Annotated in this window: 14 protein-coding genes and 2 pseudogenes; 9 read left to right on the plus strand and 7 right to left on the minus strand. The window is 57.2% G+C overall.

Annotation, left to right across the window (positions count from 1 at the left end):
• The first annotated feature begins 323 nt into the window (after nucleotides 1–323).
• The 4 genes from KY379_RS22515 to KY379_RS22530 are packed head-to-tail and all read left to right on the plus strand — an operon-like array spanning nucleotide 324 to nucleotide 6,539.
• Nucleotides 324–1,577, plus strand: a complete 1,254-nt coding sequence (locus KY379_RS22515; protein ID WP_261242129.1) for a TolC family protein — start codon at nucleotides 324–326, stop codon at nucleotides 1,575–1,577.
• Nucleotides 1,574–3,040 carry an efflux RND transporter periplasmic adaptor subunit gene (locus KY379_RS22520; protein WP_011953090.1) on the plus strand — a complete coding sequence of 489 codons (1,467 nt, stop codon included), beginning with the start codon at nucleotides 1,574–1,576 and terminating at the stop codon, nucleotides 3,038–3,040. The genes KY379_RS22515 and KY379_RS22520 overlap by 4 nt, the downstream gene beginning before the upstream one ends.
• The gene (locus KY379_RS22525) at nucleotides 3,037–6,195 is read left to right on the plus strand and encodes an efflux RND transporter permease subunit (protein ID WP_011953091.1); all 3,159 of its coding nucleotides are present in this window, start codon (nucleotides 3,037–3,039) and stop codon (nucleotides 6,193–6,195) included. Before KY379_RS22520 ends, KY379_RS22525 begins: the two co-directional genes overlap by 4 nt.
• Nucleotides 6,192–6,539, plus strand: coding sequence for a copper-binding protein (locus tag KY379_RS22530; RefSeq protein WP_011953092.1), 348 nt, complete (start codon nucleotides 6,192–6,194; stop codon nucleotides 6,537–6,539). The genes KY379_RS22525 and KY379_RS22530 overlap by 4 nt, the downstream gene beginning before the upstream one ends.
• Nucleotides 6,540–6,953: 414 nt before the next feature.
• On the opposite strand, the gene KY379_RS22540 is transcribed toward KY379_RS22530, so the two are convergent.
• The 7 genes from KY379_RS22540 to KY379_RS22575 all read right to left on the minus strand — a co-directional run bounded on the left by KY379_RS22540 (nucleotide 6,954) and on the right by KY379_RS22575 (nucleotide 13,049).
• On the minus strand, nucleotides 6,954–7,613 hold the full coding sequence (locus tag KY379_RS22540; RefSeq protein WP_011953093.1) for a methyltransferase family protein: 660 nt from the start codon (nucleotides 7,611–7,613) through the stop codon (nucleotides 6,954–6,956).
• Entirely contained in the window at nucleotides 7,610–7,885 is a 276-nt protein-coding gene (locus KY379_RS22545) for a DUF2933 domain-containing protein (RefSeq protein ID WP_011953094.1), read from the minus strand. The genes KY379_RS22540 and KY379_RS22545 overlap by 4 nt, the downstream gene beginning before the upstream one ends.
• A 25-nt stretch (nucleotides 7,886–7,910) precedes the next feature.
• Nucleotides 7,911–8,366, minus strand: a complete 456-nt coding sequence (locus KY379_RS22550; protein ID WP_011953095.1) for a hypothetical protein — start codon at nucleotides 8,364–8,366, stop codon at nucleotides 7,911–7,913.
• A 138-nt stretch (nucleotides 8,367–8,504) separates the two neighbouring features.
• Nucleotides 8,505–9,527: a cytochrome D1 domain-containing protein gene (locus KY379_RS22555; protein ID WP_011953096.1), complete on the minus strand. Its 1,023-nt coding sequence runs from the start codon at nucleotides 9,525–9,527 to the stop codon at nucleotides 8,505–8,507.
• A gap of 265 nt (nucleotides 9,528–9,792) precedes the next feature.
• Entirely contained in the window at nucleotides 9,793–9,993 is a 201-nt protein-coding gene (locus KY379_RS22560) for a heavy-metal-associated domain-containing protein (RefSeq protein WP_004575963.1), read from the minus strand.
• A 337-nt stretch (nucleotides 9,994–10,330) separates the two neighbouring features.
• Complete coding sequence (locus KY379_RS22565; protein WP_012269848.1) at nucleotides 10,331–12,847, minus strand: heavy metal translocating P-type ATPase; 2,517 nt, start codon at nucleotides 12,845–12,847, stop codon at nucleotides 10,331–10,333.
• A gap of 43 nt (nucleotides 12,848–12,890) precedes the next feature.
• Nucleotides 12,891–13,049 carry a hypothetical protein gene (locus KY379_RS22575; protein ID WP_011953098.1) on the minus strand — a complete coding sequence of 53 codons (159 nt, stop codon included), beginning with the start codon at nucleotides 13,047–13,049 and terminating at the stop codon, nucleotides 12,891–12,893.
• Between the two features lie 47 nt (nucleotides 13,050–13,096).
• Here KY379_RS22575 and KY379_RS22580 point away from each other — a divergent pair.
• The 5 genes and pseudogenes from KY379_RS22580 to KY379_RS22600 all read left to right on the plus strand — a co-directional run.
• Nucleotides 13,097–13,432 (plus strand): annotated as a pseudogene (locus KY379_RS22580) (helix-turn-helix transcriptional regulator); the annotation flags it as partial.
• A gap of 423 nt (nucleotides 13,433–13,855) precedes the next feature.
• Entirely contained in the window at nucleotides 13,856–14,875 is a 1,020-nt protein-coding gene (locus KY379_RS22585) for an ATP-binding protein (RefSeq protein ID WP_015268415.1), read from the plus strand.
• A 174-nt stretch (nucleotides 14,876–15,049) separates the two neighbouring features.
• The gene (locus KY379_RS27495; protein WP_128337688.1) at nucleotides 15,050–15,304 is read left to right on the plus strand and encodes an STAS-like domain-containing protein; all 255 of its coding nucleotides are present in this window, start codon (nucleotides 15,050–15,052) and stop codon (nucleotides 15,302–15,304) included.
• Nucleotides 15,305–15,721: 417 nt separating this feature from the next.
• Nucleotides 15,722–15,955 carry a hypothetical protein gene (locus KY379_RS22595; RefSeq protein ID WP_156867445.1) on the plus strand — a complete coding sequence of 78 codons (234 nt, stop codon included), beginning with the start codon at nucleotides 15,722–15,724 and terminating at the stop codon, nucleotides 15,953–15,955.
• Nucleotides 15,956–16,265: 310 nt separating this feature from the next.
• A pseudogene (locus KY379_RS22600) lies at nucleotides 16,266–16,847 on the plus strand (hypothetical protein); the annotation flags it as partial.
• Between the last annotated feature and the right edge of the window lie 78 nt (nucleotides 16,848–16,925).

Raw genomic sequence — 16,925 nt, forward strand, 5'->3', positions numbered from 1 at the left:
GGGATGGAGATGATGGCGGGGATGGATCACGATTGTTGCCAGGATACTGATCCAGGATCAGCTGCCGACCACTCCAAAGCCTGCAAAGTGGGCCAGGAGTGTAGAACCGCGAGCACAGTTCAGGTCGAAATAATTAACCCCACGCTCACCTATTCTGCGCCTAGGCCAGTAGATACCTATGCGGTGAGCCTCGTAAACAGGGCGCCTCCTGACCCTTGGCGGCCACCCCGCGCCTGATTACCTCTTAAATTCACCCCATCGTCCTGTTTTGCAGCCGGATGATGGCATGCGCTTGCGCGCTGATTTTTTGAGGAATCATTTCCATGACTCCCCCACGTTACCGATTAGGGATGGCATGTCTGGCCGCTCTGATCAGCCTGTTGTCGACGTTACCGGCTCAGGCTACACCGTTGTCTCTGGAGGAAGCGCTTCAACTTGCCGAACGCAATGCCCCCATCCTCCAGGCCAGGCAAGAGCAAATGACGGCCGCTCGACACGCTGTGATCCCAGCAGGCGAGCTGCCTGATCCACGTCTCAACCTAGGAGTGCAGAACCTTCCTGTTGACGGCAGTGATCGTTGGAGCATGAACCGCGATTTCATGACGATGCAGGTTGTCGGCCTCTCCCAGGAAGTACCAAACCGGGACAAGCGGGAGGCACGAGTTGAGACGGCACGAGCGAGCGTTGAGCGAGCCGATGCAGAGGCGGTGTTCGAGCGCTTAAAAGTGCGTGCTGCCACAGCCCAAGCTTGGGTCGCGGCGTACACCGTTCAACGGAAACTGCAGCAGTTTGAGGACTTCTACAAAGAAAACCGTCTGTTGGCCGCAGCAATCCGCGCACGCCTGGCCGGCGGTACCGGCGCGACGGCCGACGCACTTGCTCCTGACCAGGAAGCTGCGCAACTCGATGAGCAAAAAGATGTTCTGCTCACACAGGCCGCTCAGGCACGGGCTGCACTCAAGCGATGGATTGGAGAGGATGCTGATCCGCAAGCTCAAGCATTTCCGCGCTGGCCAGTGAGCGCGCCGGACTATCTACACGCTATACATGCACATCCAGAATTGGCGACCTACAACGCCCTTACGCGGGAAGCACAAGCTCAAGTGCACCAAGCCTTGGCAGAAAAGAAGTCGGACTGGGGGTGGCAGGTGGATTACCAGCGGCGCGGGCCTGAATTCAGCAATATGGTGAGCCTGCAGGTAAGTTTCCAACTGCCCTTGTTCGCTGGCTCACGGCAGGACCCGATGATCGCGGCACGTCGCGCACAAGTCCGGCAACTGGAGGACGAACAGGAAGCGGCATTGCGTGAGCATAAAGCGCAGCTGGAGACAGATCTTGCGGATTACCAGCGATTGCAGCGAGCAGTGCAGCGCAGCCGTGAAACATTGTTACCGCTAGCGGAGGATCTAGTCCGCCTCGCCCTTGCTGACTATCGAGCCGGTAAATCACCCTTAAGTGAGGTTCTCACCGCTCGACGTCAGCGGGTTGAAACACGACTGCAAGACATCGATCTGCAAGGACAGTTGGCCGCGACAGCTGCACGGCTGCACTTCGCGTATGGAGAGGTGCGCGCATGAGAAATTCAACTATCAGCCTTGTGGTATTGGCCGCGTTGGCTATCGGCGGTGGCGTTGGCTATCAGCTAGCAAAGCGTGGGCAGGTGTCCACTGCCTCCCCTGAAACGCTACAGAAGGTGCTGTATTGGTATGACCCGATGTACCCCCAGCAGCACTTTCCAGCACCGGGCAAGTCGCCCTTCATGGACATGCCACTGGTGCCGAAGTACCAGGAAAGCACCGCTGCTGAGGTGAGCCCCGCAGTTCAAGTTTCACAGGGGCTCCAACAAAACCTGGGGGTCCGTCTGGCTACCGTAGCGAAAGGGCAGCTTGCTCGAACCCTCCAGGTGAGCGGCGTGCTTACCTTCGATGAGCGGGATTTTAGCGTTCTGCAGGCTCGTACCGGTGGCTACGTCGAACGCACCTATGGCCGCGCTACAGGCGACGTGGTTGCCAAGGGCGCCCCATTGGCAGATGTGTTGACGCCTGAATGGGCGGGCTTGCAGGAAGAGTACCTGGCGCTTCAGCGATCTGGGGACAATGAATTGCGCGCTGCAGCTCGGCAACGACTACTGCTGGCGGGTATGCCTGCCGATCTTATCAACCGGATTGACCGTACGGGAAGGGTCCAGAATTCGGTAACGCTCTTGGCCCCAACAGCAGGCGTCCTTCAGGCTCTGGAATTGCGGCCAGGCATGACAATGACACCGGGTGCAACGTTGGCGAAGATCAATGGTATCGCGAACGTCTGGCTTGAGGCCGCAGTACCTGAAGCGCAAGCCCAAGGCCTACAGGAAGGACAGGCAGTGCAGGCGAATCTGGCAGCGTTCCCAGGCGAACCTGTTCCCGGCAAGCTGACCGCATTGCTGGCTGATGCGGATCTGCAAAGCCGCACCTTGCGGCTTCGTATAGAACTGCCCAACCCCGGCGGCCGGTTGCGCCCAGGCATGACCGCGCAGGTTTCCCTCCATCCGTCCGGGCAACAGGATGACAGCCTACTGGTGCCAGCCGAGGCGATCATTCGGACGGGGAAACGCGATCTCGTAATGGTGTCAGAAGACGGAGGTCGATTCCGGCCGGTGGAAGTAGTGCTCGGCCAGGAAAGTGCTGGCCAGGTGGTCGTGCTGCGAGGCCTTCAGGCGGGCCAGCGCGTTGTGGCGTCCGGGCAGTTTCTGCTGGACTCCGAAGCGAGCTTGAAAGGTATCGAGGCCGTTACTGCTGGCGATGCTCCACTTGCGCAACCTGTACAGCCGGCTCTACATCAGGCCAATGGGCGCATCGTTCAAATAGAAGGTAATCAGCTGACCATCGCTCATGGACCGTTCGTGACGCTGGGCATGCCTGGTATGACGATGACTTTCCCTGTGGCAGATCCCCGCTTGATTGCCGGACTCAAGGTTGGCGAACGCATCCGGTTTGGAGTGCGCGAGCGCGATGAAGGCATGGTCATCGAGCAAATAACCCAGCAGGAGAACCAGCCATGATCGCGAACCTGATTCGTTGGTCGGTTGGCAACCGCGTCCTGGTCCTGCTGGCAACACTGTTTGCCGTAGCTTGGGGCGTTTTCTCTCTGCGCAGTTTGCCGATCGACGCGTTGCCTGACCTGTCAGATGTGCAGGTGATTATCCGCACCTCCTACCCAGGGCAGGCACCGCAGATCGTGGAAAATCAGGTGACATATCCCCTGACCACCACAATGCTTTCCGTACCCGGAGCCAAGACAGTGCGGGGCTTTTCAGCATTTGGAGACAGCTTCGTATATGTGTTGTTTGAGGACGGCACAGATCTCTATTGGGCGCGGTCCAGGGTGCTCGAATACCTAAGCCAGGTTCAGTCTCGATTACCGGCGTCCGCTAAGCCAGTGCTCGGACCCGATGCCACTGGTGTAGGCTGGATCTACCAGTATGCGCTGGTGGACCGCAGTGGTACCCATGACCTGGCACAGCTGCGCAGCCTTCAGGACTGGTTCCTGCGCTTCGAGTTGAAAACTCTTCCGGACGTTGCCGAAGTGGCGACGATAGGCGGGATGGTCAAGCAGTACCAGGTAGTGCTCGATCCGCTGCGCATGGCCAGCTTGGGAATCACTCAAGTTGAGGTTTCGGACGCCATCGCCAAGGCCAATCAGGAAACCGGTGGCGGCGTGCTCGAACAAGGCGAAGCTGAGTTCATGGTAAGGGCTTCCGGCTATCTGAAGTCACTCGATGATTTCCGAGCCATTCCCCTGCGCCTGGCTGCGAAGGGTATACCCGTAACACTGGGCGATGTAGCCACTGTACAGCTGGGCCCTGAGGCACGTCGCGGCATCGGCGAGCTTGATGGACAGGGCGAAGCGGTGGGCGGCGTAGTAATTCTGCGCAGTGGCAAGAATGCGAAAGATGCCATCGCTCACGTCAAATCCAAGCTTGAATCGCTGGAAAAAAGCCTGCCTGCCGGGGTCGAGCTGGTCACTACCTACGACCGTAGCCAGTTGATCGATCGTGCTGTGGAAAATCTGAGCCAGAAGCTGATTGAAGAGTTCATCGTGGTCGCACTGGTGTGCGCTGCATTTCTTTGGCATCTGCGCTCATCGTTGGTCGCCATCGTCTCGCTTCCGGTTGGTGTCCTCATTGCCCTGATCGTCATGCGCCACCAGGGCATCAACGCCAACATCATGTCGCTTGGGGGCATAGCCATTGCAATCGGTGCGATGGTGGACGCCGCTGTGGTGATGATTGAGAACGCGCACAAACGGGTTGAGGCTTGGCATACGTGGCACCCTGGAAAGTCGTTGCGTGGCGAAGATCATTGGAAAGTGATGACTGAGGCAGCAGTCGAGGTCGGGCCTGCGCTGTTCTTCAGCCTCATGATCATTACGCTGTCCTTCATACCGGTATTCACCTTGCAGGCTCAGGAGGGAAGGCTGTTTGCGCCCCTCGCATTCACCAAGACTTATGCAATGGCAGCAGCAGCGGGCCTTTCGGTTACCCTGGTACCCGTGCTGATGGGGTACTGGATTCGGGGTCGTTTACCGGCAGAAGAGCGCAACCCACTCAATCGAACCCTGATACGGCTCTATCGCCCAGCATTGGAGATCGTTCTACGCCGGCCAAAGCTCACGTTGGCGGGTGCACTGTTGATTTTGCTCAGCAGTGTCTGGCCCCTGAGCCAGCTCGGCGGCGAATTCTTGCCGCCACTGGATGAAGGCGATTTGCTGTACATGCCGACTGCCCTGCCAGGTCTTTCGGCGCAGAAAGCCTCTGAGCTTTTGCAACGTACGGACCGGCTGATCCGAACGGTACCGGAGGTCGCCAGTGTCTTCGGTAAAGCGGGCCGGGCTGAATCAGCGACCGACCCGGCCCCGCTGGAGATGTTCGAGACGACTGTCCGACTTAAACCGAAGGATCAGTGGCGAGCAGGGATGACCACTGAGAAGCTGATCGAAGAGCTGGACCGTACCGTGCAGGTACCTGGGCTAACCAATATCTGGATCCCACCGATTCGAAACCGTATCGACATGCTCGCAACCGGTATCAAAAGCCCGATCGGCGTAAAGGTTGCCGGCAGCAATTTGAATGAGATCGACCGGGTGACTCTGGCTATCGAGAAGGTGGCCAAAACGGTTCCAGGGGTGACTTCCGCCCTCGCCGAGCGATTAACCGGTGGACGCTACATCGATCTGGATATCGACCGCCAATTCGCAGCGCGTTACGGCCTGAACATTGCTGATGTCCAAGCGATTGTTGCCGGCGCCGTTGGGGGCGAAAACATCGGCGAAACCGTAGAAGGCCTGGCGCGATATCCCATCAGTGTTCGGTACCCACGGGAGTGGCGTGACTCTGTTGATGCCCTGCGGCAGCTACCGATTTACACCAGCCAAGGGGGGCGAATCACACTGGGAACCGTGGCACGGGTGCGTATTGCGGACGGTCCACCCATGCTCAAGAGTGAAAACGCGCGCCCCTCGGGCTGGGTGTATATCGACGTGCGGAGACGGGACCTGTCCTCCGTCGTTGCCGACCTGCGCCGGCTAGTCGATCAGCAGGTGAAGCTCGATCCTGGCATAAGCTTGAGCTATTCCGGGCAGTTCGAATACCTGGAGCGCGCCAATGCGCGCTTAGCATGGGTAGTACCGGCGACGCTGGCCATTATTTTCGTCCTTCTCTACCTCACGTTTGGCCGCCTCGGTGAAGCGCTGCTGATCATGGCTACCTTGCCATTTGCGCTAACCGGCGGCGTATGGCTGCTGTACATGATGGGCTACAACCTGTCGGTGGCCACGGGTGTCGGTTTTATCGCCTTGGCTGGGGTCGCAGCAGAGTTTGGAGTCATCATGCTGATCTACCTCAACAATGCCTGGACTGAACGAAACGGCAACGGTACGCAGGGGCAACCTGCGCTTCTGGATGCTATCCGCGAAGGGGCCGTGCAGCGCATCCGCCCCAAAGCCATGACCGTAGCAGTGATCGTCGCAGGCTTGATGCCAATCCTCTGGAGTAGCGGTACCGGCAGCGAAGTCATGAGCCGGATCGCTGTACCCATGGTCGGCGGCATGCTCACCGCGCCTTTGCTCTCACTATTTGTAATCCCTGCGGCTTACTGGCTCGTCAGGCGCCGCGGACTCGCTGTACACGATAACCCCCAAACAGGAGTAACCCGATGAAGAAGCTACTGATCAGCGCTGGCCTGGTGTTCGCCGTTGCGGCGGCGGTGCAGGCCCAAGACATGTATGGCACGGATATGAAGAATATGCCCATGGAAGGCAACGAGACCCAAGGCAGCCAGGCGGCTCCGACTGCATCGGCTGAGGGAACCATCAAAGCTTTGGAACCAGGTAAAGTTACCTTGGCGCATGGACCAGTATCAGCCCTGAAATGGCCGGCAATGACCATGGGCTTCAGCGCTACCGAGCAGCAACTCAAGGGACTCAAGGTAGGCGACAAGGTCAGCTTCGATTTCCGAATGAATGGGGGCACAGCGACGATCGTAGGCATTCGCAAGCAGTGACGGATTGACTTCTAACCCTGCCTATTAGAGCTGATAGGCAGGGTCATTTAGCCAAACTTTGGAAAAAGTGCTGCCGCAATTCCTGACCGCGCCGCCTTCAGCTCTGTGCCTCGGGACGCTAGTTGGTCTTTGCGCTCTGTAGCCGGGATGCATTCAGATCAGAGTAGTAGCTGACGTTTGAGCAGAGATCTTCGTGCATCACGATCTATATGGGTCGAAAGCGGACAGGGCATCGCAAAGTCATCCAACTGCCTGAGTTATCCGAACGCCAACAAGGATTCCACCGAGCTTGTCGACAAGAAAACCCGCGACAACTCAGAGTGTTATCCGAGCAAACAGACTTTGGATACCCTATTCCCGCTAGAAACACTGCCGCTGAAACCCTCCTGGCATGTAGCTCCTTCGTCCTACGCTTCAGCCTCTATGACCCCCACCCAACCTTTCGCGCAGGTGCGGAACGAACCTAGGCGTAACGCGGGTATAAGCTTCGTAGGCAGCGCCAAACTGCTTGTGCATTTCCCGCTCTTCGGAAACCGCCAAACGCCCGTACATCACCAGCAACACCGGGAACATTGCCAGCGTCAGCAGCGTCGGCCACTGAAGGAGAAAGCCCAGAAGAATCAGCACAAATGCCACGTACTGCGGATGTCTGATCCAGCCATAGGGCCCGACCGTTGCAAGTGAACGGCGGCGTTGCGCGTGATATAGCACGTTCCAGGCGGCAGAAAGCAAATAGAAGCCGAAACCCAGGAATAGGTAACTGGCAATGTGCAAAACACTGAAGTGTGGGTTGCCCTGGTCACCGAGCAACGTCGACCACAGATGGCCGGATTCGTGGGAAAGCAGATCGAGGTTGGGGAACCTGGCCTGCAACCAGCCTGACAACAGATAGATCGTCAGGGGGAAGCCATACATTTCCACAAACAGGGCAACGATGAAGGCCGAGAATGCACCGAAGCTCCTCCAGTCTCTCGCCGTTGCCGGCTTGAAGAAACTGAAGGCAAACATGATGAAGATCGCGGAGTTGATGAAAACCAGCGACCAGAGGCCATACGCGCTTTCACCATGATTCATGATGGATCTCCCGGCTTATGGATATCAGCCTTATCGGAGGGGGCCGGTTTGCTCTGGCCCTGGTGATGGTGTCCCCCATGTCCTCGATGCATGAAGACATGCATCAGCGGACAGGCGAGCAACAACAGATAAGGCAGGGCTCCAACGACATGGGCAAGGTGCTCGGTGAGCAGGAAGTAGACGGCGATCCCACCGATTACCACCAGGCCGATTGCATAGCGTGAACGCCAGAAACTGTGTGGTGAGCCGTTTTCATCGAAGTGAGGGTTCATAGCGACTCCTGGGAAAGGAGATGGGTTACTTCGATGCAGCAGATGGCATGCGGTCCATCATCATCTGCATCATCGACTCCATCATGTCCATGCGCTTTTCCATCATCTGGTGGCGGGCGGCCATATCCCCGCCCATGCCGCCATGCATGCCCCCCATTTCAGGCATGCCACCCTCCATGGACTTCATCATGGCCATGCCATTTTTCATCAGCGCCATATGCTCGGCCATCAACGCCTGACGGGCTTCCGGCGTTTTGGCTGCAGCCATCTTTTCGTGCATGGCTTGCATGGCCTTCATTTGCTGGTCCATCGCCGCCATTTGCCCTTTGTCCATTGGCTGAGAAGGCGTCTTCTCGGTAGCCGCCGCGCTTGGCGCATCGGCCGGGTGATGTGTCGAGTGTTCATCGGTGTTTTGCGCCATGGCGCCCACGGACGCTGCGGCCAAACAAAGTCCGATCAGTAAATTTCGAACGTTGTTCATCATCATCTCCTTAGCACTGTTTTAAAGCCGGATGCCTTGGTCTGGGCGCTAGGCCTCACCTGGCACGACAAGCAAATTACTGCGCCGGCGTGAATGCTCATTTTTCGCGTCGTGCTCGGGTTGTACACCGACGGGCTATTATTGGGCACTCGGCGGCTCGAAGCTGATCCCGTTTGGCCCGGCGCCAACCTTATGGGTAGCAACGACCTTTCGGCTGCTCGTATCGATGACAGATACGGTGCCCGCTTCAATATTGCTGACAAACACATAAGCGCCGTCGCTGCTGATGGCCACACCATGGGCACCCTTGCCGGTGGTCACGGTGCCCAGGCTGCTACGCGTCTGGAGATCTACGATGGAGACTCGGTCGTCCGGATTCTGGCCACTGCCCTGATTCGCGACATAGACCTGGCGACCGTCAACGGTGGCCATCATCTGGATTGGCGTGCGGCCGACATCAACCTTGCTGATCACCTTGCGTCTGGCCGTGTCGATGATGCCAAGCTGATTTGTCGCACTGAGCGAGACGAATGCCAGGCGACCGTCAGGGGCAAAGCCGACCTGGACAGGGCCTTTGCCCACGGGAATCTGCGCGGTTTCTTTGAGAGTGACGACATCGATAAGCGATACGCTGTCGCTCTTCATGTTCGCGATATAGAGTGTCCGGCCATCAGGGCTCAAGCGCAGCCCATGGGGATAACGCCCAGTTGGAATACCGGGCAACTCGATTCGCTGCTCAAGGTCAAATACTCGCACCTGGTTGGCAGCGGAATCGGTCACAAAAGCTCGCAGCCCGGTGACGTCGGTGACCACATGAGCCGGGTGATCGCCTGCCGGGAAGCTGAACGGTGGCCTGTCCAGCGCGCTGGTACTGAACACCAGCAACTGCCCACCGGGCTTTTCACCGCTCGAATGCCCCGCATGTCCAGCCACTCCAACAACCAGAAGCAAGCTGCCGTCGGGCGAAACCTGTAGGTTGTGGGGTGCGATCGGCAAGGCGACCGTGCTCACATCACCTGTCGCAAGATTTACCTGGCTAATGGAAGCGGACCGTTCATTGGCCGTGTAGACGTTACCCGTAGGGTTTGCCATGACCAGCCCCAGAGGGATGAGCAGGGATATCCCCAAGGCCATAGAACTAAACCGCTTGGCAGTCATCATTGTGAATGAGCTCCAACGAGGGGCCGGGGTATGTGAGCCAGGCTGGCCTATACATTTACTCAAGATAAACACCAATCGCGAAGCATTTTCTTGATCAGCGTCAACGTCCACAGCTTGACTCGGCACTGGGTGATCGAAGGCCGTCCATTTCTTGGGGAGTATTGCTGGCTATCCCGACCCGGAGTCAGTCGACATCAGGCTGTATATGAAGAAACCGCGCCATGAAACATGGCACGGCGGCTTGCCATCTGAGCGGTAACGAGACTTAGCGACTGACTTTGGTTGGGTAACCAAGCGCCTGGACCAGTGCACCGACGCGTTCCGCCTCGATGTTGCTTTGGACACTCACTGTACCGGCAGCACGATCAACGATCACCTTCGCGTCGCCATCGGCAGCCTGGATGGCCTTGGTGATCTTGTTGACACAACTGCCACATCCCATACCGGAAACTTCCAAAACGAACATAGCGGGCCTCTCATGCTGGTACGGCTTTTCTCGCCGCATTTACAGCTTCAACCTTGACACGATGACAAGGTCAAGGCCCGGTCAAAGGATTTATCTTCGCCCTGAAATCTTGTCCAACTCCTCTGGCGGCGGCCCCTGCTGCATCACAATTGTCCCTTACGATCTTGGCAGAAGATGGCGGACGTCGCAGTTGCCCGATGTCCTCCATCAGGACCAGATTGGCGCCGAACTCGCGGACATACCCGCTAAGGCCAAAGCCCTAGACAGTCAGTCATATGGATCAGGCGTTGAAACGCTGATGGCGGAACTTCCTCTCATAGGTTGCGGTGTGCCCATTTCAGTCTGTGACTACGCGCTTCAGCCGCAGTGCGTTGAATACCACGGAAGCCGAACTTACGCTCATGGCCAATGCCGCAATCATCGGTGACAATAGATGGCCGGTAAGCGGGTAGAACAAACCTGCCGCCAGCGGTATGCCCATAGCGTTGTAGAAGAATGCGAAGCCCAAGTTTTGACGCATGTTCTTCACCGTGGCCACGGATAGTGTTCTGGCCCGCAGGATGCCCATCAGGTCGCCCTTGACCAGCGTCAACTGGGAGCTGTTCATGGCAACATCGGTGCCAGTTCCCATGGCGATCCCGACATCAGCCCGGGCCAGCGCAGGGGCATCGTTGATCCCATCTCCTGCCATGGCAACCCGGCGCTTATCGCCCTGCAGGAGCGCCACCAGTTGCTCCTTGTCCTCGGGTTTCACTTCTCCGTGGACTTCCTCGATGCCGAGTTGTTTCGCGACCGCACGTGCCGTAGTCAGGCCGTCGCCGGTGGCCATGATGACCTTCACATCTTCTGCCTGTAGCCGGGTTACCGCCTCCTTGGAGGTGGGTTTGACCGGATCGGACACCGCTAGCAGGCCAGCGAGCACGCCATCGACGGCCAAGTACATGATACTCATGCCTTCCAGACGCAGCTGCTCGGCGCGGTCTCGCAACGGACTGGTGTCGAGGCCAGCCTCTTCCATCAAGGTCGTGTTGCCAAGCTGCAGCCGTTTGCCGTTCACCTGGCCACGTACACCGATCCCAGAGCCCGACTCAAACGCCTCTGGCTTGGACAAGCTGTGTCCATGCGCTCGCGCATGATCGACAATCGCATGTGCCAGCGGATGCTCGCTGCCTTGGTCCAGGCTGGCGGCAAGGCGCAAGACTTCGGGTGGCATGAACTGCCCGGTACCGACCACGCTATGAAACACTGGCCGGCCCTCGGTGAGGGTCCCGGTCTTGTCGACGATCAGCGTGTCGATCTTGCAGAGGTTCTCGATAGCACTGGCGTCTCGGAAGAGCACGCCACTGCTGGCAGCCTTCCCGGTAGCGACCATGATCGACATGGGAGTGGCTAGGCCGAGCGCGCAGGGGCAGGCAATGATCAGGACCGCGACCGCATTGATCAGGCCGAAGACCCAGCCAGGCTCCGGTCCGAAAAGCCCCCAGCCGAAGAGCGTGACCAGCGCGACCAGAATCACCCCCATGACGAAATAGCCGGCCACGGTGTCCGCCATCCGCTGCATCGGGGCTTTCGAGCGCTGAGCCCGCGCGACCATCTGCACGATTTGCGAGAGCACTGTCTCGGCGCCGACCTTCTGCGCCGCCATCACAAGGCTGCCGTGGGTATTCAGCGTGGCACCGATGAGTGCATCCCCAGCTTTCTTCATCACTGGCACGGGCTCGCCTGTCAGCATGGATTCATCGATAGCACTTTCGCCTTCCAGGACCACCCCGTCGACCGGCACCTTCTCGCCAGGGCGAACGCGCAGGTGGTCGCCCGTATGCACGTGGGTGAGCGGAATATCTTCCTCCTGACCATCGGCCCCGATGCGACGGGCCGTCTTGGGGGCAAGACCCAGGAGCGACTTGATGGCGGCGGAGGTTTGTGAGCGCGCCTTGAGCTCGAGCATTTGGCCGAGCAACGTTAATGAGATGATGACTGCAGCCGCTTCGAAGTAGACACCGATGCGGCCATCCTGCATGAAAGTCGTCGGGAAAACCTGCGGGAACACTGTGGCCGCAACGCTGTATAGGTACGCCGCAGCCGTTCCCAAACCTATCAGGGTCCACATATTCGGGCTGCGATTACGAATCGATGCGACCCCACGCACGAAAAACGGCCAGCCAGCCCATAGTGTCACGGGAGTGGCCAGAATCAACTCCACCCAATTCTGTGTGGCACCATGCAGCAATTGGAGTTGGTGGGCAGTCATGGCCAACACGGTCACGATGACCGTCAGGGGCAAGGTCCACCAGAAGCGGCGGGAGAAGTCCTTGAGTTCCGGGTTCTCGTCTTCCTCAAGCTCCGGTATTACCGGCTCTAGGGCCATGCCACAGATTGGGCAACTGCCCGGCCCACGCTGGCGGATTTGGGGATGCATCGGGCAAGTGTATTCGGCGTCCGCCGCGTTGCTTGGCTGCGGGGCAGCCGAGTGGAGATGGCCCGCGTGTTCTTGGTCCTGGGGAGGGCTAAGATAATGCACAGGCGCTGCGCGGAATTTCGTCAGGCACTTTTCACTGCAGAAGCGGTATGTCCTTCCCTCGTATAGCTCGAAGTAGCGACTATCCGGTGGCACCGTCATACCGCATACCAAATCGCGCTGACTACCATCCGGTTGCTCATACGGGTGCGAGTGGTCATGGTCATGGTCATGCTGGCACGATTCGGTGTGCATGAAGTAGTTCCCTTTGTTGTCCGGTTTGGACGAGTTTTCACCCTTCTGGTGAGAATACCCGCCATGGTTGTGCCCGAAGAGTTGCGTCAGCGGACAGAGCAACAAAATTAAATAACTGTAGTGCCTGTGACAGGTGGCCATAGTGCACGAGCCACATAAAACAGGCCAAATATGGCCAGCATGATCAGTGCAATACCGCCTTTAGTCCGCCAAAAAGGTATTGCCAGATCTGTACCACGGCGATGGGCTCCATCATGATCAACTCCCAAGCTGGGTGGGAAATATCGGCCGCTGCCGTATTGTCCAGCCTAGACAACATCTCCTTGAACAGCTGTGACGCCAATCAATGCTCCTGTAAGCGTGTCGATTATTGTTGTGGTGTAGCGTCATGGCATAGATCATTTCTGGAGGTTGCTGATCCTGCTGCTGCACCAGTGGTTGCCCTTCGACAATGCGCTGGCTGCCTTGTACCCCGGCGAGGGAGTGCCCAAGCCGCTGGAGGAGTACGACGCCGGCTCCCGGTGGGGAACGCCGTCCATGCTTTCCTGCCTGGACGGCCTATACTTGCTCGACCCCTTCTACCAGGCCTGTCAGGAAGGCCTGCCCAGTGGGCTGTAACGCCTGGAGGAGATCGCTTCTGACCAGTTCCGTCAAAGCGAGTACTTCCTCAGTTACTTCCACGCCAACGCATTGGAAGACGAGGAGCAGTTCGTTCTCCAGTTGCCGGCCAAGGTAGCCTTATGCGATCTAACAGCTCAAGCCCCAGACCTGATACATGCGGTGCGGTACAGCGCTGATCGGGTCACTCTTCGCTGTTCCCCTTCCAGCTTTGCCTTTGCCCACAGCAGACGTCGGAGATGAAACTGCTCGGCGGACTCACAAACCTGCTCCAGTGCTCTCGCACAAGGCTTTGATCTGGCCATCTTTGCTTGAATGGCTGACCCGTGGCAGGGCGTTGGCCGTGTTTTCTTCGTGCGTGTTGAGCCCAAGGCGAGCGCGATCCACCATCCACAGGCCGCTACTGCCGCGCGCCAATTCTATGCCGGCACTACTCGTCAAAAAATAGGTGAGTGCTTACCCGGCAGGCAATGGGCTACTATCGAGCCCTATATCTATCCGAAAGGGTTAGCTCCGTTGCCAGGGAATTGCATGCAGGCCATCGATATTGAAAACGCGATCGTTCTTCCTTGGGGGCTTGGCTCAAGATCGCCCCATGACCTGTTTTCTGTGTGCGCAGAAATCATTAACTGCCCTGGTGACATCGTTTTAGACGCTAGCAACCTCTCGTATATCGATCCGTTAGGGATGGCCACGCTGCGAGCGTTGTTTGAAAACCAGTTGGTCCAGAAGCGAGTTTCGATGCAGTTTTTGAGCAGAGACCTGACCTCCTACCTGGCCAGGATGGATTTTTTCAAGGACATTGATGTAGAGGGTGTAGATCTATCGGGGGTAGGACGTCGAAACGACCGAAGCACCTCGTTGGTGGAAATCACCAAAATCAGCGAACACCATCAAGCAGAGGCTGCAGCCTCTCGCCTCGCTAGAGCTATTACGGGAAGGTTGACTCAATCGGACCCGGATGCCCCAGTCGACGAGCACACGGGACGGAATGAGTTTGACTCCTACCGGGGCCCTCTGGAGTATTCGCTCAAGGAGCTATTGGAAAACTCGCTTACTCACGCCCGCAGAGAGGGACGTGGTGACGCCGCCGTTTGGCTGACCTGTCAGTTTTATCCAAAATTGAACCTTGTACGCATGGCCATCGTCGATAATGGGTGTGGGTTTCTCGCGACACTGAGGAATCACCCTGAGCTTCATGACCGCACGCATTTGCACGCGATCGAGGCGGCACTCAAACCGCGAGTGAGCTGCAACCGGGGTGCGATGGCCCAGATCCTGGGTAGCGAGAACCAAGGTATCGGGTTAACAACTACCGCAAAAATTGCAGACGCGGCGGGCGGTGGTTTGATCATCGTGAGCGGCAATGGCATACATGACACAAAGCGTCGGCAGTCTCAGGAGCTGCATGATGCGCTGTGGAATGGTGTATCGATCGCGTTTAGCTGTACCCGTGAGCTGCTGCCCACCATTTCGATCAGTGACTTGCTGCCGAAGGACGATGCAGGACAGGTTGACGACGATCTCGACCTAGATCTGAATTTCCGCTAGCTCTGGCTTTTTGATAGCTCGAGGGCTAGAGTCGATCATGCAAGGAGCGGTAAATGGGAGATTCAGCGTCAACTGAAACTCTCGGGCTGCAAAAAAGGATTATGCAATACAAGGGGTTACGACATGCAAACTCAAATTCGATTAAGTAGGGATAGTTCTATCCGAACGTACGGAATGCGAGCTTCAGCGATCCCCTACCGTACCGAAATCGAACGCTCGCTCAGCAGTGGTGAGAGCGTTGTCATAGATTTCGCTGGGAACGATGTCACTCAGTCCTTCGTCGACGAGTTGATCGGGGCGCTGATTCTGAAGGAGGGTCGCCAGGTGGTATCGCGCCTTGCCTTTGAAAACTGCACCAACGATGTCAAAGGAATCATTAAATTTGTGGTCCATGATCGAGTTCGACAGCTGCAAAAAATGCCCGCGTGACGGATCCGCATTGAATTTAAGGCCCTCAATATTGAGGGCCTTTTCATTGGTGCCAGGCAAAAGATAGCCGTCTTGAGTGGCCCCCATAGCTCGCCCTGAAAAGCGAATGTCAGGGGACACACCGCAGAAAAGCGTTCTGTAGCGGAGGAATACGTGGAAAACGGAGCTTAGGTTTCCTCATTGAGATGTGTAGAAATCCATCGCGACTCACCTATGCAAAGGCTGCGAAAAGCCTGAATCTACTGGGGTATCGTGGCGTGAGATATGTGCAAAAAAATGTGCACAGCATCTGCGGATTGGAGAGCTGGCTTGGCTCCTTAAGTAAAACCATCAAGCTGCAACGGACCTGCAACTCCTGCGGCTTGAAGCAAAGCGGGTAATACCACCCCTGAGCCCTACGAGGTGGTGTTCCGGTTTTTGACCAAACGAGAGCACGCCAGGCGCGCAAATGAGCTGCACGACCAGCTGAATGAAGTGCTCGGGGTGGCCAGAAATCTCAACGATGGGCTGTACTTCGGTGGAGCAGACGTCACGGTGCTACAAGACTTTACCATGCTCGATGCGGAAGACTTCGTGCGGTACAACCTTCACGACTGGCTCAGTGTTGGGGATACCGATGAAGATGAAGAAGGTGCCGATGATGCTGACTGAGCTGCTATCGGCCTCCCCTTTAGGATCTGGGTTTGACCTTAGCTGACCGGCTGCTCTACAAACCAATTGATTTTCTCCGGAGCCGGTGTCACTGTCGCTCCAAGAATAGCCCCCACGCCTCGGGCAGGTCCCAGACCTGTACTGCGCATCAGGGGGTTAGTTGTTTCTAGGGCCCGCCCAGGTCGATCAGGCATGCTTTGGGCTGGCCTCAAACCAGTGGGTGACCACCAAAAGGGTCAGTTAGGCCTACTGCTGCCTATCCTCGCTCGTTACCATCCAGAAACCCTCTATTGATACGGTTTCAGCAAAGATGGATGTCTATAAGCTCCGCATCGAAGACACAGAAAGCAAGATCATCGACAAGGAAGGTTTCGAGGCCGAGACCTTCCGCAGAGATCCGTGGTACCAGCCTGGAAGTGCGGGCAAGCTAGCTCAGTTTGCTGTATGCCCGGCATGCGACAACCCTGTCCAGCTGGTTGGGCTGTATGAGCTACCGCCTAACGTGAAGAACCCATTCGGGAAACATGCTACTAAGAGCATTCGCGGCATCGCTCCATTTGATAGTGAGGCCCGTAACGATTGCCCGTACTTCAAGCCTCGCCAGCATAAGAAAACAGAACGAAAAACCAGGTTTGACGGCGTCCCGCGGAAGATTCTCAAGCTATTGATCGAACAGTTCGATCGCGTGGTTTACATCCTGGAGAAAGAGACCCAACTGGTCCTTTCCGAGAACGCGTTGAGAGGCATGCTGCAGCGTTACAAGGGAGAGCGTGGCTACCTCTATACCGGCGCGACGCTTCGCAATGTGCCATGGATCTTTGCTTACATGTCGGACGCCACCCGCCTGTTTGGCCAGAAGGTCAGTGGAAATGCTGAGCTGGTGAAAGCTATTGCTGAATCGCCCCTGGTTTCCTAGACACTCTCCAAGCTCAGGAAATAGCGTTTCTCATACTCTATTGGAGACAGCTGC

The organism is Pseudomonas sp. HD6422 (assembly GCF_025377065.1).
GTDB classification, from domain to species: Bacteria; Pseudomonadota; Gammaproteobacteria; order Pseudomonadales; family Pseudomonadaceae; genus Aquipseudomonas; species Aquipseudomonas putida_U.